Origin of the sequence: Agromyces sp. NBRC 114283 (assembly GCF_030268405.1) — a bacterium.
GTDB lineage: Bacteria > Actinomycetota > Actinomycetes > Actinomycetales > Microbacteriaceae > Agromyces > Agromyces mediolanus.
Genome location: NZ_BSQP01000001.1, coordinates 579,619 through 603,911 on the forward strand (window position 1 = coordinate 579,619; position 24,293 = coordinate 603,911).

The following is a 24,293-nucleotide window of genomic DNA, read 5'->3' on the forward strand; positions in this document are numbered from 1 at the left end:
GCGGCCGAAGCATCCGCGGGGTGCGCGGTGCCCTGGCCGCGCTCGCGGCGGTGGTGGTCATCGCCGGAGGCATGGTCGCGGGAACGGCCGGTGCCGCACAGGCGGCGACCGAGACCGGCTGCTCGACCGCCGATCCGGGCTCCGGCCGCTTCGCGACCACGCTCTGCTGGTTCGACCTCAGCTCCTACGACTCCGCCCAGGCGCGGAGCGCCGCCGGCCAGGAGATGGAGGTGCGGCTCCCCGGCGGCTCTCGGATGTCATTCACGCTGAAGACCTCCGGCGGGATGATCCAGACCGTACCCTTCCCGACGTGGAGCGGCGCCTACCTCGGCAACCGCGAGTACACCGGGGTGAGCGGCCGGCCGGCGCTCTACCAGACGGGCCATCGCACGACGACCGACCTGACGCTCAGCGACATCCGCGTGGTCAACGCGTTCGGCCAGGAGATGACGGCGTTCGCCCTCGTCGGCGCCGACGCCGAGAGCACCGACACGAACGAGTCCATCCGGTGGCGGTCGAGCAACCCGATCTTCTCCCTGACCGCGAACGGCTCCGACCCGGGCGTGGGCACGGCGTGCGACGGACGTCTGCCGGGTCTCGGCACCACCGAGGTGAGCTGCGCCGCCACCCGCACCGTCAACAAGACCGGCAACGCCATCGTCGCGAGCGAGAATCCGGAGTTCTGGACCCAGCGCATGGTCGGCGGCGGCGTGCAGGCCGTCGCCTTCGGCGTGCTGCTTTCGCAGGTGGAGCTGAACAAGCGAGTCGAGTCCCGCTTCACCGGCGATGACTTCCGCATCTCGATCGGCGGTGAGGACGGCACCTGGGTGTACAGCGGTTCCACCGGCCCGACCGGCGCGAGCGCGACCACCGGACGGCAGACGGTCGTCGCCAAGGGGATGGAGACGAGGTTCACCTTCGCAGAGCGCATGATCGCGGGCGAGCTGACGAACTACGACGCCTCGTGGTCCTGCACGCGGAACGGGGCGGCGGACCCGACGCTGCCGACCGGTCGCTCCCCCGGCTACCGGGCCGAGGTGCACGTGGGCATCGGCGACCTGGTCTCGTGCACCATCACGAACGCCAAGAAGGACACCGGCCTCTCCCTCGTGAAGCGGGTCGCCGCCATCGAGGACGTGAATGGCAACGGCATCACCGACGCGGGCGACCGGATCCGCTACACCTTCCGGGTCACCAACACGGGCGAGCTGCCGCTCACCGACGTGCGCATCGACGACCCCAAGCTCGGCAGCGTGAGCTGCCCGCCGGGCGAGCTCGCACCGGATGCATCGGTGGACTGCGCGGCGGACGCGCCGTACACCGTGACGCCCGAAGACGAGCAGGCCGGCGTCGTCGAGAACCGGGCGTCCGCGGCCGGCACGGTGAGCGGCACGAGCGACGACGTGAGCTCGCGGCCCGCGCGCACCCGCACGCCGGCCGAGGCCGCCGCGCCCGCGCTGTCGATCACGAAGGCGGCGAGTCCCTCGGCGGCGGAGGACTTCGTCGTCGGCCAGCAGATCAGCTACACCTTCGTGGTCACGAACACCGGCAACGTGCCGATCGACGACGTCACGATCAGCGAGGACGCGTTCTCGGGCAGCGGGGAGCTCTCGGAGATCCAGTGCCCGGCCGATCGCACCGTGCAGCCCGACGACACCATGACGTGCACGGCGACCTACACGATCACCCAGGCCGACGTCGACTCCGGCTCGCTCAGCAACACCGCGAGCGCGAGCGGGATGCCGGCGGGCGAGGAGGAGCCCGTCGCCGCCGACCCGGTGGAGGAGGAGCTGCCGAGCGACCCGAGCCCCGAGATCGGCCTCGAAAAGCGCGCGAGCCCGCGCACGGTCGCCCGCGCCGGTGAGATCGTGACGTACACGTTCCACGTGACGAACACGGGCAACGTCACGCTGAACGACGCCGAGATCACGGAGGTGTCGTTCTCCGGCACCGGCGGGCCGCTGGAGATCTCCTGCCCGCCCGGCCCGATCCTTCCGGGCGACTCCGTCGACTGCACCGCGAGCTACGAGGTGACGCAGGCCGACGTGGACGCCGGACGCATCGACAACACCGCGACGGCTGCGGCGACGCCCCCGCCGGGCCAGGCCCGCCCCGGGTCGGGCGAGTCGAGCGCCGTCGTCGCGATCCCCGCGGAGACCGGCCTGGCGCTCGAGAAGTCCGCGGAACCCGCCGCGTTCGGCGAGGTCGGGCAGCTCGTCGAGTACCGCTTCGTCGTGACGAACACCGGGAACGTGACCGTGAGCGGCATCGCCGTGGACGAGCTCGAGTTCAGCGGGAGCGGGGAGCTCTCCGCGATCGAGTGCCCAGGCACCGCGCTCGGCGGCGGCGAGTCGATGACGTGCACGGCGAGCTACGTGGTGACCCAGGCCGACCTCGACCGAGGGGAGCTCTCGAACGCAGCCAGCGCGAGCGGCACGGCGGTCGGCGACACCGAGCCGATCGAGACCCCGCGCAGCGACGCGGACATCGAGGCGGCGCAGGACCCGGCGCTCGAACTCGTGAAGTCGGTCGAGCCGGTCGAAGCGCGCATCGGCGACACGGTGCTCTACCGCTTCACCGTCACGAACACGGGCAACGTCTCCGTCGTCGACCCGTGGATCGACGAGACGGGCTTCACCGGCACGGGCACGCTGAGCGACGTGTCCTGCCCGGAGATCGTGCTCGCGCCCGGGGAGTCCGCGACGTGCACGGCCAGCTACACGGTCGGGCCCGACGACGGTGCCGCTGGGACGGTGCGCAACACCGCGGTCGCCTCCGCGTACCCGCCGAGCGGGGCGGCGATACCGCACTCGAACGTGTCCGATGCGAGCCTGCTCGTGCACGCCCCGCCGGTCGTGCCGATCGCGCCGCCGGCGCCTGGAGCCCCGCTGCCCGGCGAGCTCCCGCGTACGGGCGTCGAGGTCGGCGAGGGCGTCGTGCCCATCGTGCTCCTGCTGTTGACCGTCGGCGCCGGCGCGATGGTGTTGGCGCGTCGCCGGCGGGTCGGCGGCTGATGCGAGGGCGGCCGGCGCGGGCCGGTGCGGAGAACTGTGGAGGTCAGGTTGGCCGGAGCGATCGAGGTGGTCGCACTCGACGAACTGCACACCGTCTGGACGGCTGCGTCGCTCACGGCGTTGCTCGACTCGCGCCGCGAGCACGGTGGCCACTTCCAGCTCTCGGCGCTCGGAGCGTCGTTTCCCGTGCTCGACATTCTGATCGCCGGAGATGTCGCGGCCGTGCACTACTTCCCGCGCGCGAAGACAGCCGGGTATCAGGCGCTGGGTACCATCGCGGGTGCCGGCGACGCGGGAGTTCCCGGAGACCGCGCTCGGCGAGCGCATTCGTCTGCCGGGGTCGGTGCTGCTCGAGGTCGAAGCTGCGCTGCGCTGCGCCGCGGAGTTCGCCGAGACGAACGACCGCCCCACCGTCGTCGACTGGGTGCGGCTGTAGCCGACCTCGACGGCATCGCCGTTCACGCCGGGCCGCTAGCATGCGCGCATGGTGGGGACGGCTGCGGGGGACGGGCTGCTGGTCGAGACCGAGCTCGGCGCGGTGCACGGCGTGCGCCGTCGCGGGGTCCGCACGTGGCGCGGAATCCCCTTCGCCGCGCCGACGGGCGGAGCGGCGAGGTTCCGCGCGCCGCAGCCCGCGAGCGGCTGGGACGGCGTCCGCGCCGCGCATGAGTTCGGACCGGTCGCCCCGCAGCTGCGTCGTGGGCAGTTCATCGGCGCGGCCCCGCACCTCCCGCGCAGCGAGGACTGCCTGAGCCTCAACGTGATCTCGTCGGAGGGCGCCGGGCCGGGCGCCGGGTTGCCGGTCATGGTGTTCCTGCACGGCGGGGCGTACAGCGTCGGTTCCTCCGGCGAGTACCCCCGCCAGGGCGAGCTCTTCGCGGCGCGGCACGGGGTGGTCTACGTCAGCTGCAACTACCGGCTGGGCGCCCTCGGCTGGCTCGACCTCCGCGCCTACTCGACGCCGGGGCATCCGATCGAGGCGAACCTCGGCCTCCGCGACCAGCTCGCCGCGCTCGAGTGGGTGCGGCGGAACATCCGCGCCTTCGGCGGCGACCCCTCGCGGGTGACGCTCTTCGGCGAGTCCGCCGGCGCGAACTCGGTGACGACGCTCATGACGGTGCCCGCCGCCGAGGGGCTCTTCGCGCGGGCGATCGCGCAGTCCTCCCCGGCGAACGCCGTCTACCCGGCCGAGATCGCGCAGCGCTGGGCGGCCGAGTACGTGCGGCTGCTCAGCCGGCTCGTCGACGACGACGACCTGGAGAGCGAGGCGCCGGAGGACGCGGCCCGGATGCTGCGCACCGCCGACCCCGCGGTGCTCGCCCGCGCCACGACGGAGCTCGCCGTGCGCACGCCCGACGAGAACCCGGGCACGATCAGCCTGGCCCCGGTGATCGATGGCGAGTTCCTGCCGTGGCGGCCGCTCGACGCGTTCAAAGAGGGGCGCGCCCACCGCGTGCCGCTCGTGATCGGCACGAACGACCGGGAGGGCTCGCTGTTCGAGGGGCGGATCGACATCCTGCCGACGACGAAGCCGCGCATCCGGGCGATCTTCGCGAACACGAAGAAGAAGGCGCGCAAGCGCATCAAACGGCAGTATCCCGGGCTCCCGGATCGGCGGCCCGCCGCGGACTTCGCCGGCGACTTCACCTTCTGGTTCCCGAGCGTGAAACTCGCCGAGCGGCACGCGCGCTTCGCACCGACGTGGAGCTACCGCTTCGATGCGGCGCCGCGGATGGCCCGGCTGCTCGGGCTCGACGCGACGCACGGCCTCGAGCTGTTCGCGCTCTTCGAGAAGTTCGACACCCCCGTCGGCGTCGGGCTCACCGTGCTCGGCGGCCGGGGCATGTTCGTCGCCGTCGGGCGTCGCATGCAGGCGCGCTGGGCGAGGTTCGCCACGACCGGGAGCCCGGAGCTGGCGCGCGCTCCCGGCGGACGAGGCGTGGCGGGCCCGGGCGACGACGGATGGCTCGACTGGCCGCAGTACGGCGAGCCGGAGCGGTTGACCCTGATTCTCGATCGGCGGGACCGGATCGAGGCCGACCCCCGCGGTGAGCGCCGGGTCGCCTGGCAGCGCTTCGTCCCCCACGTCTGAGCGTGGAACTGGCGCGATGTCTCTGTTCGGACGCATTGCGCGGGAACCCACAGCGTTTCTACCTTGAATCCGAACGCTGGAATCCCATACGCTTCAGAGATCCGCAAGACACCGACGTTTGGAGGATCGAATGAAGAAGTTCCGAGCAGCGGCCCTGGCCGCGACCGCGGCCGCCGCGATGGCCGCCACCCTCGCGGTCGCGGCTCCGGCCGAGGCTGCCGGCATGCGCGCCATCACCGGCCGCATCTCGTGCACCGCGTATCCGAACATCACGATCGGCACGACCGCCGTCGCCCGCGGCACCGTACAGTTCCAGCTCAACAACCCGCAGAACACCAACAGCAACACGGTGAGCCTCGGCTACTCCGCCGCGTACGCGAACTGGGGCTGGAAGTTCTGGACCAACGAGGCCGGCAACTTCTACGCCTACGGCCTCGGTTCGAACGGGGACGTCTCCTCCGCCAACCGGTACTGCCAAGCGATCTGATGCGGCGTCGGCGCTTCCTCGTTCTCCTCCCGGTCGCCGTGCTCGCACTCGCGGGGTGCAGCCCGACCTCGCCCGCACCGTCGAGCAGCGGTATCGACTCCCTCTTCGCCGGCGCCGACGTGGCCAGCGAGCGGGCGGCCTGCCTGGTCGAGCGGGGGTGGGACGTCCGGCTCGAGGGCACGGCGATCGTCGGGAACATCCCGCCCGAGCAGATGACCGCGTATCAAGCCGACGACCTGGAGTGCTTGGAAGCGGCCGGCATCGATCCCGACGCGCCGCTGTCGGCCGATCAGTACGAGCTGATCTACGACTGGTACGTCGAGATCGAAGAGTGCCTCGACGGCGCCGGGTTCCCCGTGCCCGAGCGGCCATCCCGCGAGGCGTTCGAGGAGACGTACGACAGCGAGCCGTGGATCCCCTGGTCCGCCGTTCCGGATCTCGACGCGCAGCGTGCGGGCGAGCTCTGCCCCATCATGCTCGCGCCGACGAGCTGAGCCCCGCGAACGCGTGGCTCCACCTCGTGCGCGTGCGGTCGCCCATCCCCCCGCGGCCGCACGCGCACTCCCTCCGCCGAGATCCCCTCGTGGGCTGCGGTATTCGCTACTCTGCGTCCATGAGCTCGAACGAGCCGGATCGCCGTCGCCTCGACGACCACGATGCGGAACCCGTGGACGACGGCAGCGGCCCCGCCACCACCTCGGCCGAACGCCTGAAAGCCTTCACCGACGCGGTCGTGGCGATCGCGATGACGCTGCTCATCCTTCCGCTCATGGAGAGCGTCACCGATGCGGGCGCGGAGGGCGGCGGCGTCGTCGCCTGGTTCGGCGAGCACGCCGAGCAGCTGATGAGCTTCGCGCTGAGCTTCGCGCTCATCGCGACCTTCTGGCTCGCCAACCACCGGGTGTTCGCCAGGGTCGAGCGCACCAGTCCCGCGCTGCTCTGGCTCACGATCGGCTGGATGTTCACGATCGTGTGGCTACCGGTGCCGACGGCGATGCTCGGATCGATGGACACCGACGACGCGCAGAAGCTCGTCTACATCGGCAGCCTCGTGCTCACGAGCGTCATGTCACTCGCCATCCGCTGGTACCTGCTGCGGCACCCCGCGCTGCACTCGGTCGCCGAGCTGCGGCTGCGCCGCGGCATCCTCGCCGACGTCATCACGACCGGGCTCTTCCTCGTCGCCCTCGCTCTCTCGATCCTGGTGCCCGCGATCGGCTACTGGGCGCTGCTGCTGCTCGTGCTGGTGTCGCCCGTGCACACACTGCTCTGGCGTGCGCTCGGCCGGGGCGGGCGGCGCAGCTCGACGTAACCGTCGGCGGCGTCCTCCCGCGCATCGCCTGTGTCGACGCGGACGAAGCCGTGCCGTGCGTACAGCCGTTCGGCGGGGTCGCCCGCCCACACCGAGAGCCCGATCGCTCGACCCGAGGCATCCGCCTCAGTCGTGAGCGAGCCGAGCGCCGCGCTCGCGACGCCGCGGCCGCGGGCGTCCGCGCGGACCGCGAGGTCGACGAGGCGGAGCTCCTCGCCGCTGCGGTCCACGACCAGGTAGCCGAGCGCCTCCTCGGTGTCGTCCCGGCCGGCCGGCAGCAGCTCAGCGGTGCTCGCCGGACGGGAGACGCGCATCGCCTCGAACTTCGCCCGCAGCTGCGCGGCGACGAGCGACGCGGCGAACTCCGCCGGGACGCCGGGGAGGCGTTCACGCAGCACCTCGGCCGCGATCTGCTGCACGAGCGGATGCCGCGGGTCGTGCTCGGTGGTCATCGGCGCGTCAGGGGCGCGGCGGGAACTCGCCGACGAGCGCGATGACGAAGTACATGCCGAGCACGGGCGGCAGGTTGTTATGCGGTTGACTGCCGCCGGCCATGCCGAGGGCGTCGCCGCGCATCGTCGCGTCGGTGCTGCTCGCGTAGGCCTTGCGGCCGACCCGGCCGTAGCGGGGCTGCGCCCAGACACCGTCGGTCGCGGAGCCGGACGTGCCGGCCGCGTCGATCGCGGCGGGCGCGTGGGTGTGGCGCGGCATCTCGGTCGGCAGCAGGGTCACGGTCGCGCTGCCGACGTCCATCCCGAGCGAACGGGGGGTGAGCCCCGGCCCGTCGCCCTGCCCCATCGCGAGGTGGCCGTTCAGATTGGGCAGGGCGAACGTGGACTTGCCGTCGCCGCCGTAGGTGGTACCGAGCACGGAGTACAGGGCGGTGTTCTGCGCGATGGGCATGAGCTGCCCGTTGCAGGGCGCCCAGTTGTACGGCGCGTAACCGAAGGCGACGGTGCGGATCTCGCCGTAGTAGGGGTCTGCCATGATGCTCCGTTCGGACCAGGGCGCGTCAGTTGCGCGAGGGGAAGATCCCCTGGGTGGCGATGATGTAGTTGACGACGAGGAACGGCGGCCGGTTCTCGTGGCGCTGATTGGCGCCGACCGACGTGACCGCGCTCTGGCGCAGCTGCGTCGTCGCCGAGCCGGTGCCGTAGGCCGCCTGCTCCGTCTGCGCCCAGACCGCGCCGGCCGGCGAGGTGCCGGCGGCGGCGGCGTTCGTCGCCGTCACCTGGTGCGTGTGCATCGGCATCTCGTTCTGCGTGAGGGCGTGGCTCTCCTCGCCGAGGACGGCGCCCCAGGGAATGCTCGATCCGACGCCGATCGGGCTGCGGCCACGGAGGTCCGGCAGGGCGAAGGTCGTGACGCCGTTGCCGCCGTAGGTGGCGCCGAGCAGTGCGTACAGCGCCTGGTTGTTCTGGATCGAGAGGATGCGGCCGTCGCACGGGAGCCAACCCTTCGGGGCGAACTTGAATGCGACACGTCGGATTTCTCCGATGAATGGGTCTGCCATGGTTCGTCCCCTCAGAACTCGGACGGAAAGATGCCGTAGGTGGCGATGATGTACGTCACCGCGAGCGACGGCGGCATGTTCTCGTGCGGGAACGAACCGCCGACCTCCTGCACCGTCTGCGCCTGCATCGTCGCCGACGGGTTCGCGGCCTGGTACGCGCCCGTGGTCTGCGAGGACCAGATCGCGTCGCCGGGGGTGGTGCGGTCGGGCACCGCGGTGGCGCGGGCGGCGTGCGTGTGCGCGGGCAGCTGATTCGCGGTCAGCGTCACCTGCTCGACGCCGCCCGGCGTACCGATCACGTAGGTGTCGCCGCCGGGCAGTGCGCCCTGGTGCACCGGCACCCGACCACGCAGATCGGGCAGGGCGAAGTTCGTGACCCCGTTGCCGCCGTAGATGGTGCCGATGAGGGTGTAGAGCGCCTCGTTCTCGCTGATCGAGAGCAGCTGCCCTGCGCAGAGCTCCCAACCGACCGGTGCGTAGCTGCCCGCGAAGACGCGGATCTCGCCGAGGAACGGTTCGGCCATCAGACGGCTCTCCGATCGACGACGCCCTCGAGCGTCGGCGCGCCGCCGCCGACGCGCGTCAGGTACAGGATCGCGTCGGGTTCGCCGGGCGCGCTCAGGCGGTAGATGCCGTCGCGCGCCGCGTCATCCGTCGTGAACCGCACGGCGAAGCGGTGCTCCGCGTCGCCGTCGCCGGGGAGGTCGCCGATGAAGGCGAGCTCGAGCCGATGAGCGGACCACTGCGACGCTCCGTCGTACCCGGTGCCCTCGCGGCCGAGGAACTGGGAGCGGACGGGCAGCGCCGGGTCGGGGCCGGCGGCCGCGGCCGGCGGAGTCGAGGCGGTCGCCGTGCGCGCCGCCTGCTGCGCCTGCGCCGGCGCAGCGGTGCCGACCGCCGCGGCACCGAGCGCAGCCGCGCCGGCGCCGAGGGCGGTGCGGCGTGAGAGTCCTGACGTCACGTCGCTCCTGAGATCCCGAAAACCCCCCGAACTGGGCGGCGGGCCCACACTATCTCTCCGATCGAATCAGCCGATAGCATTCCGACGTACCCAGTTGGGGTGCAAACGCGCCCTCGAGACGGCGCATCGGGAAAGGGCTTCGTTTGCGGGCTGGACACGTCCGGAGTGCCGCAGCGGCGCTCTCCATCGCTGCACTGCTCGCCGGCGGGGTGTTCGTCTCGCCCCCGGCGTACGCCGCCGACGCGATCACCGTCACGACCACCGCCGACGGCGACGTCAACAACGCCTGCGGGAACGACACCGTCACGACGACGGCGGACCCCGTGACGCTCCGCAACGCCTTCTGCGTGGCGAGCAACCTCGGCGGTGCGCAGCAGATCTCGGTGCCCGCCGGCGAGTACCGGCTCGGCGCGGCCGGCGCGCTCAAGCTCGGCACGGCGCCCGGTGCCGACATCACGGTCAGTGGCCCGGCCTCGGGCGAGGCGGCGATCATCGGCAACGGCACGACGCAGCTGCTGAGCGTCGACCCCGCGGTGGGCGGCGGCGTCTCCGTGACGCTCGAGCGGCTCACCTTCCAGGGCGGGCGCGACGCGGAGGCCGGCGGCGGTGCGATCATCGCGGGCTCCGCCGAAGCAGCCGCCCGCGACGAGCTCGTCATCCGCGACGCCGTCTTCCGGGACAACCGCTCGACGGCCGGCTCCTTCGCCCCGGGCGGCGCGGTGCAGGTCATGGGCGGCAGCCTCACCATCGAGGACTCCCTCTTCGATCAGAACACGGCCGGCATCGGCGCGGGCGGCGCGGTCTTCTACCAGGCGCTCGGTGATCCGGCCGATCAGGCGCTGCGCATCACCGGGTCGACCTTCACCGGCAACTCCGTCGTCGCGGCAGCCGGCCTGGACAACGGCGGCGGCGCCGTCGCGTACGACGCGGCCGGGGCCGCCGTCGAGATCAGCGGCTCGGCGTTCAACGGCAACCAGGTGGCGACGAGCGACGGCTCGCCGGCCCTTGGCGGCGCGGTGCGTCAGCTCTCGGGTCCCGCCACGATCACCGCGAACACCTTCACCGGCAACACGGTCGCGGGTGCAGCGGGCTTCGGTGCCGCCGTCGCGCTGGCGAACGGGCCGGTCACCGCGCAGTACAACCGCATCGCCGGCAACACGGGCGGCGGGGCCGCGTTCCGGGCGGATGTCTCGAGCACCGTCGCCGCCACGCTGAACTGGTGGGGCTGCAACGCCGGCCCGTCGACCGCGCCATGCGATCTCGCGAACCTGCCGGGCGGCACGGTCGCGCCGCACCTGACGCTCGCCGCGAGCGCGGCGGCCTCGACCGTCGACTCGGGCACCTCGACCGCGCTCACCGCCACCCTCGGCCGTGACTCCGCGGGCCTGCCCGTCGCCCCCGCGAACCTCACCGCGTTCGACGGGGCGGCGGTCGCCTGGGCGGCCACCGGCCCCAGCGGTTCCACCGTCTCGCCGGCCTCGGCCGTCCTGAGCGCCGGCACGGCCGGCGCCACCTTCACGGCCGGTGCGACGGGCGGGGCCGGCGGTGCGAGCCTCAGCTTCGACGCCGCCACCATCCCGATCGCCATCTTGGTGCGCGCAGTGCCGAACTTCACGAGCCCGGCGAGTCTCGTCGCGCCGATCGGCGACGCCGTCTCCTTCCCCGTCACGGCGACGGGCGATCCGACGCCGGCGATCAGCCTCGTCTCGGGCGCGCTCCCGACCGGCCTGTCGTTCTTGCCCGGCGCGCCCGGCGCCGCGCACATCTCGGGCACCCCCACCGCCGGTGCGCGCGGCAGCCACCAGGTCGTGCTGCGCGCGGACAACGGAGCGACGGTCGAGCAGACGCTCATCATCGAGGTCGGGTCGGCTCCGGTCTTCGACGGGCTCAGCGATCTCACCGTGCCGCAAGGCGACCTCGTCGACGTCACGATCAGGACCACCGGCGACGTCGCCCAGCGGATCTCGCTCGCCTCGGGCGGGTTGCCCGCCGGGCTGAGCTTCGACGACGTGGGCGACGGCACTGCGACGATCACCGGGCGACCGACGGCGTCGGGCCTCTTCCCGATCACGCTCGAGGCGGGCAACCGGTTCGGGAACACCTCAGCGTCGATCGCCATCACCGTGACGGCCCCGCCGGCCATCACGAGCAGTGCGTCCGCGACCTTCACCTCGAACGGCACGGAGCAGAGCGTGCCGATCACCTTCACGCCGGGCTACCCTGCGGCGACCGGCGTCCCGCAGCTCAGCGGCGCGCCGTCCTGGCTCAGGATCGACACCACCTCGGGCACGCGGCTCGTCGGCACGCCCCCGGCGGATGCGGGCGGCACGCACACCTTCACGCTCTCGCTCGGCAACCCGACGGGGACGGCGACGCAGTCCTTCACGCTCACCGTCGAGTCCGCCCCGAGCTACCTCGGCCCGACCTTCTACTCGGTGGCGGCCGGGACGAGCATCGACGAGACGCTCGTGTTCTCGGGCGCCCCCGTCCCGACCGTCACGGCGCTCGAGAACTCCTCGCTGCCGACCGGCATCGCCCTCACCGACCTCGGCAACGGGCGCGTCCGGCTGCACGGCACCGCCGCCCCCGCCGACGCGGGCTTCTACACGACCCGCATCGACGTCGAGAACAGCGTCGGCGGGCTGCACCAGACGATCCAGCTCGTCGTCGGGCGCGCCCCCGCGATCACGAGCCCGGGCACCGCGACCTTCACGGTCGGCACCGCCGGCGAGCTGCCCATCACCGTCGACGGCGGCTACCCCGACGCCGGTGCGGTCGTCTTCGACGGCACGGTGCCCACCTGGCTCGGCCTCACCGGCCCGGTCGGCTCGCAGCGGCTCGTCGGCACCCCGCCGGCCGGCGCGGGCGGCACGGTCGAGGTCGGACTCCTCATCTCGAACGCCTACGGCAGCGACCGACAGCTCGTCCGCCTCACGGTGAACGAGGCGCCCGTCGTGACGCAGAACCCGGTCGACGCCTCGGTCGTCGCGGGGACCGAACTCGCGTTCACCGCCGCGGCGAGCGGCTTCCCGGCTCCCGGCGTGCAGTGGCAGCGCTCTTCCGACGACGGAGCCAGCTGGCAGCCGATCGCCGGCGCGAGCGATGAGACGCTGACGCTCACCGCCACCCTGACCGACGACGGCGTTCGGTACCGGGCCGTGTTCACGAACGCGGCCGGCGAGGCGACGAGCGCCGAGGCGACGCTCACCGTCGGCGAGGTGCCCGTCTTCGCGGCGCAGTCGGACGTCACCGTGCTGCCGGGCGGGGCCCGCACGATCGAGGTGTCCGCCACCGGCCATCCCGCCCCCGCGATCACCGCGAGCGCCCTGCCCGCGTGGCTCACCCTCGTCGACCACGGCGACGGCACCGCGACCCTGAGCGGCACCCCCGCGCTCGGCGACGCCGCGACGTCGGCGATCGAGCTCACCGCGACGAACGCCTCCGGCGACGACGTGCTCGAGTTCTCGCTCACCGTGACCGACGAGGTCGCCCTGCCCTCGCAGCTGCCCGCCGCGGTCGACGGGGTGCTCGGGGGCGTTCCGGCCGAGCTCCGCCGCGGCCAGACGCTCACGGTTTCCGGAGAGGGCTTCCTCCCCGGCGCGCCGATCGCGCTCGGCGTCTACTCGACGCTCACGCCGCTCGGTTCGGCGGTCGCCGACGCCTCGGGCGCCTTCTCCGCGGAGGTCACGGTGCCCGAGGCGCTCGCGGCCGGAGAGCACGCGTTCGCGGCGAGCGGCGTCGGAGCGGATGGCTCGGCGCGCCTCCTCGCCGCCGAGACAGAGCTCGTGGTGCCGGTCCCGGTGCCCGGCGACGGCACCGGCAGTGCGCCGGGCGGACTCAGCCAGACCGGCGTCGACACGCTGCTGCCGATGCTGCTCGCGGCGGGAGGCATCCTCGCGGGGCTCGCCCTGCTGGTGCTGCTCGCCGTCCGCCGCCGCCGGGGCGCCTGAGCCACCGGCGGCGCGGGCGGCCGGCGCGCGCATGAGGGCGTAGGCTCGCCCTCATGCGCGCCACCCTGATCCACGGCCCCGGTGACATCCGTATCGAGACGGTGCCCGACCCGGTGCTCTCGACCGGCCGCGACGCGATCGTGCGGGTCGTCGCGGCCTGCGTCTGCGGCTCCGACCTCTGGCCGTACCGCGGCGTGACGCCGACGCGTGAGCCGCGCCGCATCGGGCACGAGTTCGTCGGCGTCGTCGAGGCGGTCGGCGAACAGGTCGAGCGCGTGCGCCCGGGCGACTTCGTGATCGCCCCGTTCTACGTCTGCGACGGCAGCTGCGCGAACTGCCGCAACGGGGTTTCCACCTCCTGCCTGCACGGCGGTTGGTGGGGCTCCGCCGACCGCGAGGGCGGCTTCGCCGACGGCGCGCAGGGCGAGCGCGTGCGGGTCCCACTGGCCGACGGCACGCTCGCCGTCGTGCCCGGTCCGGTCGCCGACGAAGCGGTGCCGGGGCTGCTGACGCTCTCGGACGTCATGGGCACCGGGCACCACGCCGCCGTCTCCGCGGGGGTCGGCCCGGGGGACGCGGTCGCCGTCGTCGGCGACGGCGCGGTCGGACTCTGCGCCGTGATCGCGGCGAAACGGCTCGGCGCGACGACGATCATCGCGATGAGCCGGCACCCCGAGCGGCAGGCGCTCGCCCGGGAGTTCGGCGCCACGCACGTCGTCGCCGAGCGCGGCGACGCGGGCATCGAGGCGGTCCGCGAGCTCACCGGCGGGATCGGCGCCGACCGCGTGCTCGAGTGCGTCGGCACGAAGGAGTCGATGGACCAGGCGATCCGCTCCGCCCGCCCCGGCGGCATGGTCGGCTACGTCGGCGTGCCGAACGGCGGGCCCGAGCTGCCCGTGCGGCGACTGTTCGAGACGAACGTCGGGGTGAACGGCGGCGTCGCACCGGTGCGCGGCTACATCGAGGAGCTGCTGCCCGACGTGCGCTCGGGCGCCATCCGCCCGGGGCTCGTCTTCGACCTCGAGCTGCCGCTCGAGGAGGCCGCCGAGGCGTACGCCGCGATGGACGAGCGCCGTGCGGTGAAGGTGCTGCTGCGCCCGTAGCGCCCGGTCAAGCGATGCGCGGCAGACCGTCGTCGTCGCCCGGGCGCCGGGCGGCCGTCAGCCGCTGCGGCGTCGCCGGCTCCGACGGCGGGATCGGCCGAGGACCGCTGCCCTCGCCCGCCCAGCCCGGGGCGTTCGCGTCCAGCCAGGCGATGCGCGTGGCGTCGAGCGTGCCGTCGCGGTGCGCGCGCCGCTGCGTCTGCAGCCAGGTGCCGAGGCGGCGGGACCGCTCGACCGTCGACCGTTCGGAGGGCAGCCGGCCGCGCTCCGAGAGGTAGGCCGCGACCTCCGCGGCGCGGCGGAGCCAACTCGCGAGGCGCGGGTCGCGCCACTCGGGGATGCGGGCGTCGAGCCACTGCTCGCGCTCGGGGATCAGACCGCGGCGGCGGGCCGCCGAGCGCTGGTTGTTCAGCCAGACGCCGAGCTCGAGCTCCGCGGCGTTCGCGTCGTCGCTGCGGGCCGGCAGTCGGCCGTGCTCGGCGCGGAAGGCGAGAAGGCGCGTCGCGGTGTGCTCCCACGCCGTCAAGCGGTGGTCCCGCCACCCGGGGAGCTGACGGTCGAGCCAGCGCTCGCGCGACTCGTCGAGCTCGCCGGCGGCGACGAGGCCGCGCTGCCGCTGCAGCCACCTGGCCAGCGATCGCTCCTCGGGGTCCTCGGCGCGGCTCGCGGGCGCGCCGGCGCCGAGCGCGAGCCGACGGGCGAGCCGGTCGGCCTGCTGCCGCCACTCGCGCTCGTCGTCGAACCAGCCGACGACCGACGCGTCCAGCAGGGCGCGGCGGGCGTCGCTCAGGCGGCCGGCCCGCGCGGCGGTGCGCTGCTCGGCGAGCCAGGCGGCGGCGCGGCGCTCCTCGTCGCCGGCGTCGGCGGTGCGGGCCGGCGCGCGGCCGGCCGCGGCGGTGAAGGCGAGGAGCTCGTCGAGGCGCATTCGCCATGCGGCATCGGGGCGCTCGCGCCAGCTCGGGACCGAGCGGTCGAGTCGGGCTGCCCGCGCCGGTGGGAGCGAGCCGGCGGCCGCGAGCCGGCGCTGCCCGGCCAGCCATTCGCCGAGTCTGCGCTCCAGCGGGTCGGAGGCGTGCTTCGCGGGCAGGCGGTCGTGCGCCGCGACCCATCCGGCGAGTCGCCGCGCGGTGCGGGTCCACCGCGCGGCGGCCGGGTCGAGCCAGCCGGGCACTGCGTCGTCCAGTGCCCGACGACGCTCGTCGTCCAGTCGGTCGTCGGCCGCGGCCTCGCGCTGCCGGCGGAGCCAGCCCGCCAGCCGCCGCTCGAACTGCTCCCCGTGGGCCGCCTCGCGCGGGAACCGCCCCGTCTCGGCGACGAAGCCGGCGACCGCCGCGACGGTGTCGTCCCAGCCCTCGTCGGCGGGGCGCCGCCAGCTCGGCAGGTTCAGTTCCAGCCAGGCGAGCCGCTCGGGCGACAGACGGCCGGATGCCTCGGCCCGCCGCTGCGTGCGCAGCCACGTCGCGAGGCGCCGCTCGGCGGCGTCGTGCGCGCTCGGGGAGGGGTAGGCGCCCGTCTCCGCGAGATGCAGTCCGACGGCGACGGCCGTGCCGTGCCAGTCGGTGCCGCGGGGGTCGCGCCAGCCGGGAACGACGGAGTCGAGGTGGCGGAGCCGCCGCTCGGGCAGCGCGCCCGTGCGGAGCAGCTCGCGCTGCCGCTTCAGCCAGCGGGCGACGGCGCGCTCCGCCTCGGGGGCGTTCGCGGCATCCCGCGGCGGTCGGCCGGTGGTGGCGAGGTGCTCGCGCAGCCGTGCGACGCGCGCCTCCCACTCGCCGTCACCGTCGTGCAGGGCGACGCCGTGCCGCGGCGTCGGCGTCGGCGTCGGCGTCGGCGTTCGCATCGTGCGACGGGCGATCGGCGCGTCGTGGCGCGGGCGCGCGGCGGCGAGGCCAGGACCCGACGCCTGCTGCGTCGGCGCCGAGCTGTCGTCGCCCATTCCATACCCCGAATCCGGCGGCGCTGCGCGCACGCCACGGCGACCGCCCCCGCGGTCGCCGAGGCGGCCGGAGACATTCGGAACCCGAATCCGAACGCCGGAACACCGGCCGCTGCGGCGATTCTCACAGCCACTGCACAGCTTGGGCAAGGAGGTGGGAAGGGGCCCTGACGAATCCGCTTCGGGGGAGCGCGCTCACCCCCGGCGGATCCGCGTGATTCCGGGCGAGTAGCGGGTCGTCGGCGGGGGCGGACCCGTCCGGTTCACCCCCGGACTGGGGGACGCTCGGCGAGTCCGGCGCGTCGCATCCCGGTGATCCACGGCGTCGGGAACGCGATCGACAGCTCCCACGCGAGCTCGCAGTCGGGCTCGGCCGCGACGACCGCGGCGATGCGCTCGGCATCCGCCTCCGCGAGCATGTGCGTCGGGGCATCGACGCCCCGGTTCCAGGCGGCCATCGCGCGGCGCTTCGCCGCGTTCAGCAGCTCCTCGGGCGAGGCGACGGGCGCACCGTGCTCGAGCCAGCGGGACCGGCGCGCGCTGCCGGCGTCCTCGAGGGCCGGGCCGTCGAGTCGGTGCAGGCGGGGGCCGCCGGCGGTCTCCTCGTAGAAACGGCGTTCGCCGGTGCGCAGCACGCGGACGCGGTGGTAGCCGCCCGGATGCGCTTCGGGCGCGCCGGTCTCGCCGAGGTAGCGGGTCTCCTCGACGCCGCCGGCGGTGGTCCAGCGCAGCACGCGCACCCGGCCCGCCTCGTCGTGCCACTCGAGCACGCCGTCGGCGGCCTGGCCGGCGAAGCACAGCTCCTCGGGGTGCGCGGGCGTCGGGATGCGCCGGCCGAACAGCCACGCCTCGCGGGCGCCGGCGCGGTCGACCGCCCAGCCGACGGCGCGGTGCCGTTCGCCGCGGCGCCAGTAGGAGACGCCGTCGGCGTGCTCGCGGCGCTCGGTCCACCCCTCCAGCGGGTGCGGGGCGGTCGTGGTCTGTTCTGCTGGCATCGTGCTCGTTCCTCGGGTTCGGCCCTCGCGGGCCCTGGATCGTGTGTGCAGCGGGTGCGGGTCCACCCGCCGGGCCGCCGAATCGGTGCGTTCGGCGGTGTCCTCATTAGTGCGGACATCCCGGCAAGAGATACATGCGCGGCACGGTCCGCCTTTGTGCCGACTTGCCCGACTTTCATGAAAGTCGGGCAAGTCGGAAAGGGAACGGGGGAGCGCGCTTACCGCGGGCGGGCGCACGGCCGATAGTCGGATGCATCGAGGAGAGGCGGTCCGCATGTCGTTGCACGAACTCTCCGCCGTGCTCTGGCGCGAGCGGGAGCTGCTCGACGTGCTGCTGTACAAGCTCGAGGTGGAACGCCTGCTGCTCGCCACCGACCGCCGCCGGTGGCTCGGCCGGGCCGCGCACGAGATCGAGTTCCTCACCGCCCGCCTCAAGGAGGTCGGGCTCGCGCGTGCCGTCGAGTCCGCCGAGGTGGCCGAGGAGCTGCAGCTGCCCGCGGAGGCGACGCTCCAGGAACTCGCCGACGCCGTCGGCGACGAGGTCTGGCGCGATATCCTGCTCGCCCACCTCGCGGCCCTCCGAGAGGTGACCGGCGAGATCAGCGAGCTCCGCGATGCGAACGAGCAGCTGCTCAAGCAGGCCGCCCGGCCCGCCGGAGTCGCCCAGCACGCCGCCCGTCGCGGCACCACGACCTACGACGCTCGCGGCCTCACCCGGGACGTCGTCGAAGCCACCCTGGTGGACGAGGAGACCTGATGAGCACCTTCGGCGGGCTGAACACCAGCCACACCGCCCTGAACGCCGCGCGCACCGCCGTCGACGTCGCCGGTCAGAACATCGCGAACGTGAAGACGCCCGGCTACACGCGCCAGCGCGCGGAGCTCGCCTCCTCGCCGGTCGCCGGTCCGATCGGCGTGCTCGCGCTCTCGCGCCCAGGCCCCGGGCAGGGCGTCATGGTCACCGGCATCGCCCGCCTCGCGAACGAGATGCTGAACGAGGGGGTCCGCGAGGCCTCCGCGAGCTCCGGCTACCACGCGACCCGCGCGGCCGCGCTCGAGACCCTCGAGACCGGCCTCCGCGAGCCCGGCAAGGATGGCCTCTCCGCACGGATGCAGGAGTTCTGGGCCTCCTGGCAGGACCTCGGCAACGCGGCCGGCGACGGTGCGGCGGCGGCCGTCGTGCTGCAGCAGGCGGCCACCCTCGCCGCGCGCATCGCCGACGGCTCCCGCGCGGTCTCCTCGCAGTGGACGGCGCTGCGGAAGGATGCCTCGACGATGGTCGACCAGGTCAACCACGCCGCCGCCCGGGTCGCTGAGCTGAACGACACCATCCGCCGCTCCACCCTCGCCGGCGGGCAGGTCAACGAGCTCCTCGACGAGCGCGACCGCGTCGCCGCCGACCTCGCCTCGATCGCCGGCGGCCAGGTCTACGACCGCGGCGACGGCACCGTCGACGTGCTCGTCGCCGGCAACCCGATCGTCACGGGCACGACCGCGAACCGGCTCGTGCTCGCGGGGCCGACGACCCCGGGCGGCACCGGCGCGGTCTCCGTGCAGTGGGAACGCCGACCGGGCACCGCGATCGACCTCGACGGCGGCGAGCTCGCCGGTGCGCTCTCCATGCTCGCTCCCGCGTCGGGCGGCACCGGCGGCCCGTTGAACGAGGCGCTCGCCTCCTACGACGCGGTCGCGACGGCGCTCGCCGAGCAGGTCAACGCCGTGCACCGCACCGGCGCGACGCCGAACGGCACGACCGGGCTCGACTTCTTCGCCTTCGACCCCGGCGTGCCGGCCGCGCTCGGCCTGCGCGTCATCCCGACCGACGTCTCGGGCATCGCCGCCGCCCTCCCCGGCGCCGGCGCGAAGGACGGCACCATCGCCGACCGCATCGCCGGCATCGGTCGGGCCGCGGGCTCGCCGGACGAAGTCTGGGGCTCCTTCGTCGGCAAGGTCGGCATCGCCTCCGGCGCCGAGTCCTCGCGGGCGCAGGTCGCCGCGCTCGGCCTCGTCGACGCCGTCGGCCGGCAGCAGTCGGAGTCCGCCGTCGACCTCGACGAGGAGAACCTCGCGCTCGTCACCGCGCAGACCGCCTACCAGGGGGCCGCGCGGGTGTTCACCGCGATCGACGAGATGCTCGAAGTGCTGATCACCCGCACCGGCGTGGTCGGGAGGTAAGCCATGATGAACCGCGTCACCACGATGTCCATCGCGCAGTCCTCTGCGCGCAACCTGCAGCTCGCGGCATCCCAGCTGGCCAGGGCGCAGCAGCGCGCCACCGATTTCAAGGCCATCACGAAGCCCTCCGACGACCCCGCGGCCACCGCACGCGCCATGCAGGTGCGCGCTGAGCAGCGCGCGAACCTGCAGTACTCGCGCAACATCCAGGACGGCAACGCCTGGCTCTCGACGATCGACTCCGCGCTGCAGTCGACGACGTCGCTGCTCGGCCGGGCCCGCGACCTCACCCTGCAGGGCGCGAACGACGGCGCCCTCTCGCAGACGCAGAAGGACGCCATCGCCGCCGAGCTCGACGCAGTGCGCGACCTGCTGCTCGCGCAGGCGAACTCGAGCTACGCGGGCCGCCAGGTGTTCGCCGGCACCTCCGACCAGCCGGCGTTCGACGCGAGCTACGCGTTCTCCGGCGGGGCGGGCACCGTGGAGCGCCGCATCGACGCGGGCACCACTGTCCGTGTGGACGTCGACGGCTCGAGCGTCTTCGGCGTGGGCGCGGACTCCGTGTTCGCGACCATCGACCGCATCGCCGCCGGCCTCCGCGCCGGCACCCCGGTCGGGGCCGAGCTCAGCGCGCTCGACGTGCACCGCTCGGCCGTGCTCGACGCGCACGCCGCGGCCGGGGCCCGGCACGCGACTGTGCTCCAGTCGGTCGACCGTAACCTCGCGCAGAAGATCGACCTCGAGGCGACCCGCAGCCGGCTCGAGGACATCGACGTGGCCACCGCCGCCATCGAGCTCTCGACGAGCGAGATCGCGCACCAGGCCGCGCTCGCCGCCACCGCCCGCGCCGTGCGCCCGACCCTGATGGACTACCTGCGATGACCCGACTGACCTTCCTCGCCCCGCCCTTCGGGCTCGCCGACACGGACTTCGAGCTCGTCGCGGTCGACGGCGCGCCGGGCCTGCTCGCCCTGCGGGCGGCGTCGGGCGACGCGCGCCTGTACCTGCTGGATGCCTCGCTCCATCTGCCCGGCTACCACCCGATCGTGCCCCGCATCGACCTGGACGAGCTCGGCGACCCCGAGCCCGCCGTCTACGTCGTGGTGAACCCCTCTGCGGCGCCGACCACCGTCAACCTGCAGGCGCCCATCGTGGTCGCCGCCGACGGCCGCGCACGGCAGACCATCCTCGACCGCGGCGACTGGCCGCTCCGCGCCCCGCTCGCCGAGGTGCTCGCCGCCGCCTGAGCGCGAGCCCGCGCGGACTTCAGCGACCGAGCAGCCGCAACAGCTCCGACTCGGCGCCGGCGCCGATTTCGGCGGCCTCGCGGTTCGCGTCGGTGACGCCGACGACGATCTCCTCGCGCTGGATGCGCCGGTCGCGCGGTGCCTCGATGCCGAGTCGCACGGAGCTGTCGCCCCGCACCTCCAGCACCGTGATGACGATGTCGTCGCCGATGAGCACGCGCTCGTTCGACTTGCGGGTCAGTACCAGCATCCCTGCTTCGCTCCTCCTGGCCGCAGACTCCCCGGCGGCCGTCACCACCATCATGCGCGGCACCGGCGCGGAGCGCGCCGGAATCAGCGAACGGTCAGCGGCCGGTCGAGCGGAGCGGATGCTCCGTCGGCCCTCGCCCGCCGATCGAGCAGCCCGGAGTCGCGGCTCGCGACCGCCTCGAGCACGAGCCGGTGCTCGCCGAGCGACGCGAGCGTGCCCGGCGAGCGGGCGCTGAACACGCGCAGGCGCGGCTCGATCGTTCGGGCGAGCTCCCGCAGCACGCGATTGCCGGACATGTCGTGGAGCTGCGCGCGGACCGCGAGCGCGGCCTCGTCGAGCTCGGCGGGGCTCGCGTCGCCGCGTCGCGCCAGTCGTTCCGCGTCCTGGGCCCGCTCCTCGAGCCCGGTGAGCGCCTCGGGCGTCGGTCGCTCGGCGGCGAAGCGGACGGCGAGGCGGTCGAGCAGCCTGCCGAGGTCGAGGAAGCCGCTGAGCTCCGTCTCCGGGATGTCGCGCACCCGCGCGGAAAGCTGGCCCGAGCCCGGCGCGACGAGCCCCTCCTTCGCCAGCTCGCCGATCGCGCCCCGGACGTCGGCGCGGCCGGCACCGTACCGCTCGGCGAGGACCCGCGTCGGCAGCGGCTGGCCCGGCGCCCGCGCTCCGCTGAGGATCTCGGCACGCAGGGCGGCCGCGATGCGCTCGACCGCGTGCGGCTCGGTGCCCGCCGCGGCGGTCGGGTCGCCGAGTTCGCGACCGAACCCGCCGTTTGACTCGTCGAGCCGGCGGAGCGCCCAGACGCGGCGGGCGGTGCGGAGCTCGGCGTTGAAGCGCCGCGCGGCCAGCTCCGCGGCATCCGCGTCGCGCGCGGTGAACGCCGCGTCGAAGTCGGCGAGTGCGCGCGCCGGGTCGAGCTCCGCGTCGTCCGCGAAGGCGAGCAGCCGGAGCGACCGGCTGAAGAGCAGATCGTGGAGTGCGAGCAGCGGGCCGTTGCCGGTCGAGCCATAGACCTCGGCCCGGAAGCGTCCGCCGATGCGGATCAGATCGAGGTCGTCGCCGCGCTGCAGGGCGCGTTCGGCCGCGGCGATCTGGCGGCGGAACCCCGCGAGGTCCCGGCTGGTTCGGCGGTGTGCCGCCTGGCGGGCCGCGACCCGGTCGAGCAGCGACTGCACCTCGGCGAGGTCGGCGGCGTCGGACCTGGTGAAAGAGGTCACCCGCCAGCCCTGAGCGGATGACTCGTCGACGAGTCGCTCCGAGACGAGCCGTCGGATCGCCGTCCGCACCGCGTGACGGCTGACCCCGGCCTCGCGCGCGATCGGGAGCTCGATGAGTCGCGAGCCGCCCGGCAGCGTGCCGATGATGATGTCGCCGCGCAGCTTGCGGAAGACGCGGGAGGCGGCGGCATCGGTGTAGGCCGAGACATCGCCCCGGCCGGAGGCGCCCCCGAGGAATCCGGGGCTGCCGCGACGGAGTTCGGTGGTGCGCGGCTCGGCCGTGGTCGTGGGGCGGTGCGGATCGACGGAGGGGCGGGGGACGAGGCGATCGAGAACCATCGTTGGACTCTCCTGGCAGCGGATCGACGGGACGCGGCGGAGCCGTCGTGCGCGGTCGGGCTCGCCGAAAAGCGCGCTCCGGGGCTGCGTCGCCGCCGCCCCGGAGCGCCGGGGGTCAGAACATGGTGTTGTCGTTGGCGGCTTCGGCGGGGACCGGCTGGATGACGTCCCAGTGCTCGACGATCATGCCGTCGTCGACCCGGAAGACGTCGACGACGGCGGAGCCGAGCTGCTCGGGGGCGTCGGTCGAGCGCACGTGCAGGTAGACGAGGTCGCCGTCGGTGGCGCTCCGCACGATCTCGGCGCGAGACTCGGGGTTCTCGGCGAAGAAGCCGGTGAAGAACGAGACGAACGGCTCCTTGCCGTCCGGCACGGCCGGGTTGTGCTGGATGTAGTCGTCGGCGATGACCTCGGCCGCCTCCTCCGTCTCGTGCTCGTTGAAGAAGCGGTCGTAGAACTCGAGCACGAGCTCGCGGTTCGCCTCCTCCGCGGCGAGGTCGCGGCCGGATGAGTTCGCCGGCTCGGCCGGGGACGCGGCCGGTGCCGCTGCGCTGCAGGCCGCGAGCGCGAGCACGGCGGGAAGGGCGAGGGATGCCAGGGCGGTGCGAATGGATTTGGAAGTTTTCATGTTGCATACCAGCGTATGAAGGGCAGCCCCGCCGATTCGATGTCAGAAAAGGGATTTCTTGTGGTGAAAATCGGATCCGAGGGGATACCTGTCGTGCGCTTCCGTCGACCGGGGTCCGCGTCGCGGGTGGAGCTGGTCCGGGTGGCCGAGCTGCGCGACGGCGAGGCGGCGGCCGCGGCGCTGCGCGAGCCGCAGCGCCCGAGCTTCGATCTGCTGATCGAGGTCGGCGCCGGCCGCGCCACCCACCGGGTGGATCAGGTGGAGCACCGCCTTCGAGCCGGAGACCTGCTCTGGGTGCGCGCCGGGCAGGTGCAGCAGTGGGGCGAGCTGAGCGAGTGGGACGGGCGGGTCGTGCTCTTCCGGCCCGAGGTCATCACGCCGGCCTCCGTCGAACTCCTGCGACGGGCGGGTGTCGCGGGCCGCGCGCACTGGCGCCGGGGGAGCTACCCCGACGAGGTGGTCCCGCTGCTGCAGGCGCTCGAGGAGCTCGACCGGGGCGCGACGCGCTGCACCGCCGCCGCCGTCGAGCACGTGCTCGAGGCGATCCTGTTGCGGCTCTGCAGCGGTGCGGCGCCTGCGGACCCGCCGCGGGGATCCGCGGCGCTCTACGAGCGCTTCGTGGGCCTCCTCGACGAGCGCGGGCCGCGGGGCATCGGCCGCTCCGTCGAGTCCGCTGCGCAACTGCTCGGCTGCACGCCGAAGACGCTGACCGTGGCGGTGCGCGAGCACGGCGGCCGTACGGCCAAGCAGCTGATCGACGAGCGGGTGATTCTCGAGGCGAAACGGTTGCTGACCCACCTGCCCGACGCGCCGGTGCGGGACGTCGCAGCCGCGCTCGGCTTCCACGACGCCGCGAACTTCTCGAAGTTCTTCAAGCGTCATGCCGCGGTGACGCCGGCTGCGTTCCGTTCCTCATCGATTTGAGTTTCTGGTATCCCGCTTTGTAGAGTTGCGGCGGGAAATCCCACGCGGTCGACGAATCGGGTTGGTCGACTGCGGGACCAGGGGGCTGCCGTTCTGCAGAACGTCCCAGGCGGCCCCCTGGTTTCCTTCTCCGGGAGTTGGCATCCCAACTGGGGTGGATGT

The 24,293-nt window shown here is 73.7% G+C and carries 23 protein-coding genes; 13 read left to right on the plus strand and 10 right to left on the minus strand.

All coding sequences use genetic code 11. The features are described 5' to 3' along the window. Window positions 1-20: 20 nt before the first annotated feature. From QSJ60_RS02770 to QSJ60_RS02795, 6 genes are all read left to right on the plus strand, one after another. Window positions 21-3,014, plus strand: a complete 2,994-nt coding sequence (locus tag QSJ60_RS02770) for a CshA/CshB family fibrillar adhesin-related protein (protein WP_285462409.1) — start codon at window positions 21-23, stop codon at window positions 3,012-3,014. A gap of 280 nt (window positions 3,015-3,294) precedes the next feature. Further along, window positions 3,295-3,450: a hypothetical protein gene (locus tag QSJ60_RS02775; protein ID WP_285462410.1), complete on the plus strand. Its 156-nt coding sequence runs from the start codon at window positions 3,295-3,297 to the stop codon at window positions 3,448-3,450. A 48-nt stretch (window positions 3,451-3,498) separates the two neighbouring features. Beyond that, window positions 3,499-5,106 carry a carboxylesterase/lipase family protein gene (locus QSJ60_RS02780; RefSeq protein WP_285462411.1) on the plus strand — a complete coding sequence of 536 codons (1,608 nt, stop codon included), beginning with the start codon at window positions 3,499-3,501 and terminating at the stop codon, window positions 5,104-5,106. A 130-nt stretch (window positions 5,107-5,236) separates the two neighbouring features. Beyond that, a complete protein-coding gene (locus tag QSJ60_RS02785) occupies window positions 5,237-5,593 on the plus strand; it encodes a hypothetical protein (RefSeq protein ID WP_230768656.1) in 357 nt (118 codons plus the stop codon). Then, window positions 5,593-6,087 (plus strand): hypothetical protein, encoded by a 495-nt coding sequence (locus QSJ60_RS02790; protein WP_285462412.1) that lies wholly within the window; start codon window positions 5,593-5,595, stop codon window positions 6,085-6,087. Before QSJ60_RS02785 ends, QSJ60_RS02790 begins: the two co-directional genes overlap by 1 nt. A 119-nt stretch (window positions 6,088-6,206) precedes the next feature. Further along, the gene (locus QSJ60_RS02795) at window positions 6,207-6,905 is read left to right on the plus strand and encodes a TMEM175 family protein (protein WP_189084162.1); all 699 of its coding nucleotides are present in this window, start codon (window positions 6,207-6,209) and stop codon (window positions 6,903-6,905) included. On the opposite strand, the gene QSJ60_RS02800 is transcribed toward QSJ60_RS02795, so the two are convergent. Genes QSJ60_RS02800 through QSJ60_RS02820 form a run of 5 tightly spaced genes read right to left on the minus strand, consistent with a single transcriptional unit; the run spans window position 6,812 to window position 9,379 of the window. Next, entirely contained in the window at window positions 6,812-7,357 is a 546-nt protein-coding gene (locus QSJ60_RS02800; protein ID WP_285462413.1) for a GNAT family N-acetyltransferase, read from the minus strand. The genes QSJ60_RS02795 and QSJ60_RS02800 overlap by 94 nt on opposite strands. Before the next feature lie 7 nt (window positions 7,358-7,364). Then, the gene (locus tag QSJ60_RS02805; protein WP_285462414.1) at window positions 7,365-7,892 is read right to left on the minus strand and encodes a phage tail protein; all 528 of its coding nucleotides are present in this window, start codon (window positions 7,890-7,892) and stop codon (window positions 7,365-7,367) included. 25 nt (window positions 7,893-7,917) lie between these two features. Next, entirely contained in the window at window positions 7,918-8,418 is a 501-nt protein-coding gene (locus QSJ60_RS02810; RefSeq protein ID WP_285462415.1) for a phage tail protein, read from the minus strand. 11 nt (window positions 8,419-8,429) lie between these two features. Then, entirely contained in the window at window positions 8,430-8,942 is a 513-nt protein-coding gene (locus tag QSJ60_RS02815) for a phage tail protein (protein WP_285462416.1), read from the minus strand. Next, window positions 8,942-9,379 (minus strand): hypothetical protein, encoded by a 438-nt coding sequence (locus QSJ60_RS02820; protein WP_285462417.1) that lies wholly within the window; start codon window positions 9,377-9,379, stop codon window positions 8,942-8,944. The genes QSJ60_RS02815 and QSJ60_RS02820 overlap by 1 nt, the downstream gene beginning before the upstream one ends. A 143-nt stretch (window positions 9,380-9,522) precedes the next feature. On the opposite strand from QSJ60_RS02820, the gene QSJ60_RS02825 reads away from it, so the two are divergent. Further along, a complete protein-coding gene (locus QSJ60_RS02825; protein ID WP_285462418.1) occupies window positions 9,523-13,329 on the plus strand; it encodes a beta strand repeat-containing protein in 3,807 nt (1,268 codons plus the stop codon). A gap of 53 nt (window positions 13,330-13,382) precedes the next feature. Then, window positions 13,383-14,432 carry a zinc-dependent alcohol dehydrogenase family protein gene (locus QSJ60_RS02830; RefSeq protein WP_285462419.1) on the plus strand — a complete coding sequence of 350 codons (1,050 nt, stop codon included), beginning with the start codon at window positions 13,383-13,385 and terminating at the stop codon, window positions 14,430-14,432. Window positions 14,433-14,439: 7 nt separating this feature from the next. Here QSJ60_RS02830 and QSJ60_RS02835 read toward each other — a convergent pair whose 3' ends face one another. Together QSJ60_RS02835 and QSJ60_RS02840 are read right to left on the minus strand one after the other, a co-directional pair. After that, complete coding sequence (locus tag QSJ60_RS02835; protein WP_285462420.1) at window positions 14,440-16,365, minus strand: helicase associated domain-containing protein; 1,926 nt, start codon at window positions 16,363-16,365, stop codon at window positions 14,440-14,442. A gap of 263 nt (window positions 16,366-16,628) precedes the next feature. After that, entirely contained in the window at window positions 16,629-17,360 is a 732-nt protein-coding gene (locus tag QSJ60_RS02840; RefSeq protein ID WP_285462421.1) for a hypothetical protein, read from the minus strand. Window positions 17,361-17,634: 274 nt separating this feature from the next. On the opposite strand from QSJ60_RS02840, the gene flgN reads away from it, so the two are divergent. Genes flgN through QSJ60_RS02860 form a run of 4 tightly spaced genes read left to right on the plus strand, consistent with a single transcriptional unit; the run spans window position 17,635 to window position 20,782 of the window. Next, on the plus strand, window positions 17,635-18,117 hold the full coding sequence (flgN, locus tag QSJ60_RS02845) for a flagellar export chaperone FlgN (RefSeq protein ID WP_189084172.1): 483 nt from the start codon (window positions 17,635-17,637) through the stop codon (window positions 18,115-18,117). Further along, window positions 18,117-19,535, plus strand: coding sequence for a flagellar hook-associated protein FlgK (gene flgK / locus QSJ60_RS02850; protein ID WP_189084173.1), 1,419 nt, complete (start codon window positions 18,117-18,119; stop codon window positions 19,533-19,535). The genes flgN and flgK overlap by 1 nt, the downstream gene beginning before the upstream one ends. Before the next feature lie 6 nt (window positions 19,536-19,541). After that, window positions 19,542-20,417 carry a flagellar hook-associated protein FlgL gene (gene flgL / locus QSJ60_RS02855; RefSeq protein WP_285462422.1) on the plus strand — a complete coding sequence of 292 codons (876 nt, stop codon included), beginning with the start codon at window positions 19,542-19,544 and terminating at the stop codon, window positions 20,415-20,417. Then, entirely contained in the window at window positions 20,414-20,782 is a 369-nt protein-coding gene (locus tag QSJ60_RS02860) for a flagellar assembly protein FliW (protein WP_285462424.1), read from the plus strand. Before flgL ends, QSJ60_RS02860 begins: the two co-directional genes overlap by 4 nt. 19 nt (window positions 20,783-20,801) lie before the next feature. On the opposite strand, the gene QSJ60_RS02865 is transcribed toward QSJ60_RS02860, so the two are convergent. From QSJ60_RS02865 to QSJ60_RS02875, 3 genes are all read right to left on the minus strand, one after another. Beyond that, entirely contained in the window at window positions 20,802-21,032 is a 231-nt protein-coding gene (locus QSJ60_RS02865; RefSeq protein ID WP_285462426.1) for a carbon storage regulator, read from the minus strand. Between the two features lie 83 nt (window positions 21,033-21,115). Beyond that, window positions 21,116-22,579 (minus strand): GntR family transcriptional regulator, encoded by a 1,464-nt coding sequence (locus QSJ60_RS02870; protein ID WP_285462427.1) that lies wholly within the window; start codon window positions 22,577-22,579, stop codon window positions 21,116-21,118. Window positions 22,580-22,694: 115 nt separating this feature from the next. Then, window positions 22,695-23,207 (minus strand): nuclear transport factor 2 family protein, encoded by a 513-nt coding sequence (locus QSJ60_RS02875; protein ID WP_285462429.1) that lies wholly within the window; start codon window positions 23,205-23,207, stop codon window positions 22,695-22,697. A 93-nt stretch (window positions 23,208-23,300) separates the two neighbouring features. Between QSJ60_RS02875 and QSJ60_RS02880 the strand changes: the two genes are divergently transcribed. Further along, window positions 23,301-24,131 carry an AraC family transcriptional regulator gene (locus tag QSJ60_RS02880; protein WP_285462431.1) on the plus strand — a complete coding sequence of 277 codons (831 nt, stop codon included), beginning with the start codon at window positions 23,301-23,303 and terminating at the stop codon, window positions 24,129-24,131. The last annotated feature ends 162 nt before the right edge of the window (window positions 24,132-24,293 follow it).

Bases quoted from the DNA above. Each gene is read 5' to 3' on its own strand.
- QSJ60_RS02870 (WP_285462427.1), bottom strand. From the start codon at position 22,579: ATGGTTCTCGATCGCCTCGTCCCCCGCCCCTCCGTCGATCCGCACCGC.
- QSJ60_RS02840 (WP_285462421.1), bottom strand. From the start codon at position 17,360: ATGCCAGCAGAACAGACCACGACCGCCCCGCACCCGCTGGAGGGGTGG.
- QSJ60_RS02815 (WP_285462416.1), bottom strand. From the start codon at position 8,942: ATGGCCGAACCGTTCCTCGGCGAGATCCGCGTCTTCGCGGGCAGCTAC.
- QSJ60_RS02780 (WP_285462411.1), top strand. From the start codon at position 3,499: ATGGTGGGGACGGCTGCGGGGGACGGGCTGCTGGTCGAGACCGAGCTC.
- QSJ60_RS02810 (WP_285462415.1), bottom strand. From the start codon at position 8,418: ATGGCAGACCCATTCATCGGAGAAATCCGACGTGTCGCATTCAAGTTC.
- QSJ60_RS02875 (WP_285462429.1), bottom strand. From the start codon at position 23,207: ATGAAAACTTCCAAATCCATTCGCACCGCCCTGGCATCCCTCGCCCTT.
- flgN (WP_189084172.1), top strand. From the start codon at position 17,635: ATGTCGTTGCACGAACTCTCCGCCGTGCTCTGGCGCGAGCGGGAGCTG.
- QSJ60_RS02830 (WP_285462419.1), top strand. From the start codon at position 13,383: ATGCGCGCCACCCTGATCCACGGCCCCGGTGACATCCGTATCGAGACG.
- QSJ60_RS02790 (WP_285462412.1), top strand. From the start codon at position 5,593: ATGCGGCGTCGGCGCTTCCTCGTTCTCCTCCCGGTCGCCGTGCTCGCA.
- QSJ60_RS02795 (WP_189084162.1), top strand. From the start codon at position 6,207: ATGAGCTCGAACGAGCCGGATCGCCGTCGCCTCGACGACCACGATGCG.
- flgL (WP_285462422.1), top strand. From the start codon at position 19,542: ATGAACCGCGTCACCACGATGTCCATCGCGCAGTCCTCTGCGCGCAAC.
- QSJ60_RS02835 (WP_285462420.1), bottom strand. From the start codon at position 16,365: ATGGGCGACGACAGCTCGGCGCCGACGCAGCAGGCGTCGGGTCCTGGC.
- QSJ60_RS02785 (WP_230768656.1), top strand. From the start codon at position 5,237: ATGAAGAAGTTCCGAGCAGCGGCCCTGGCCGCGACCGCGGCCGCCGCG.
- QSJ60_RS02860 (WP_285462424.1), top strand. From the start codon at position 20,414: ATGACCCGACTGACCTTCCTCGCCCCGCCCTTCGGGCTCGCCGACACG.
- QSJ60_RS02865 (WP_285462426.1), bottom strand. From the start codon at position 21,032: ATGCTGGTACTGACCCGCAAGTCGAACGAGCGCGTGCTCATCGGCGAC.
- QSJ60_RS02800 (WP_285462413.1), bottom strand. From the start codon at position 7,357: ATGACCACCGAGCACGACCCGCGGCATCCGCTCGTGCAGCAGATCGCG.
- QSJ60_RS02805 (WP_285462414.1), bottom strand. From the start codon at position 7,892: ATGGCAGACCCCTACTACGGCGAGATCCGCACCGTCGCCTTCGGTTAC.
- flgK (WP_189084173.1), top strand. From the start codon at position 18,117: ATGAGCACCTTCGGCGGGCTGAACACCAGCCACACCGCCCTGAACGCC.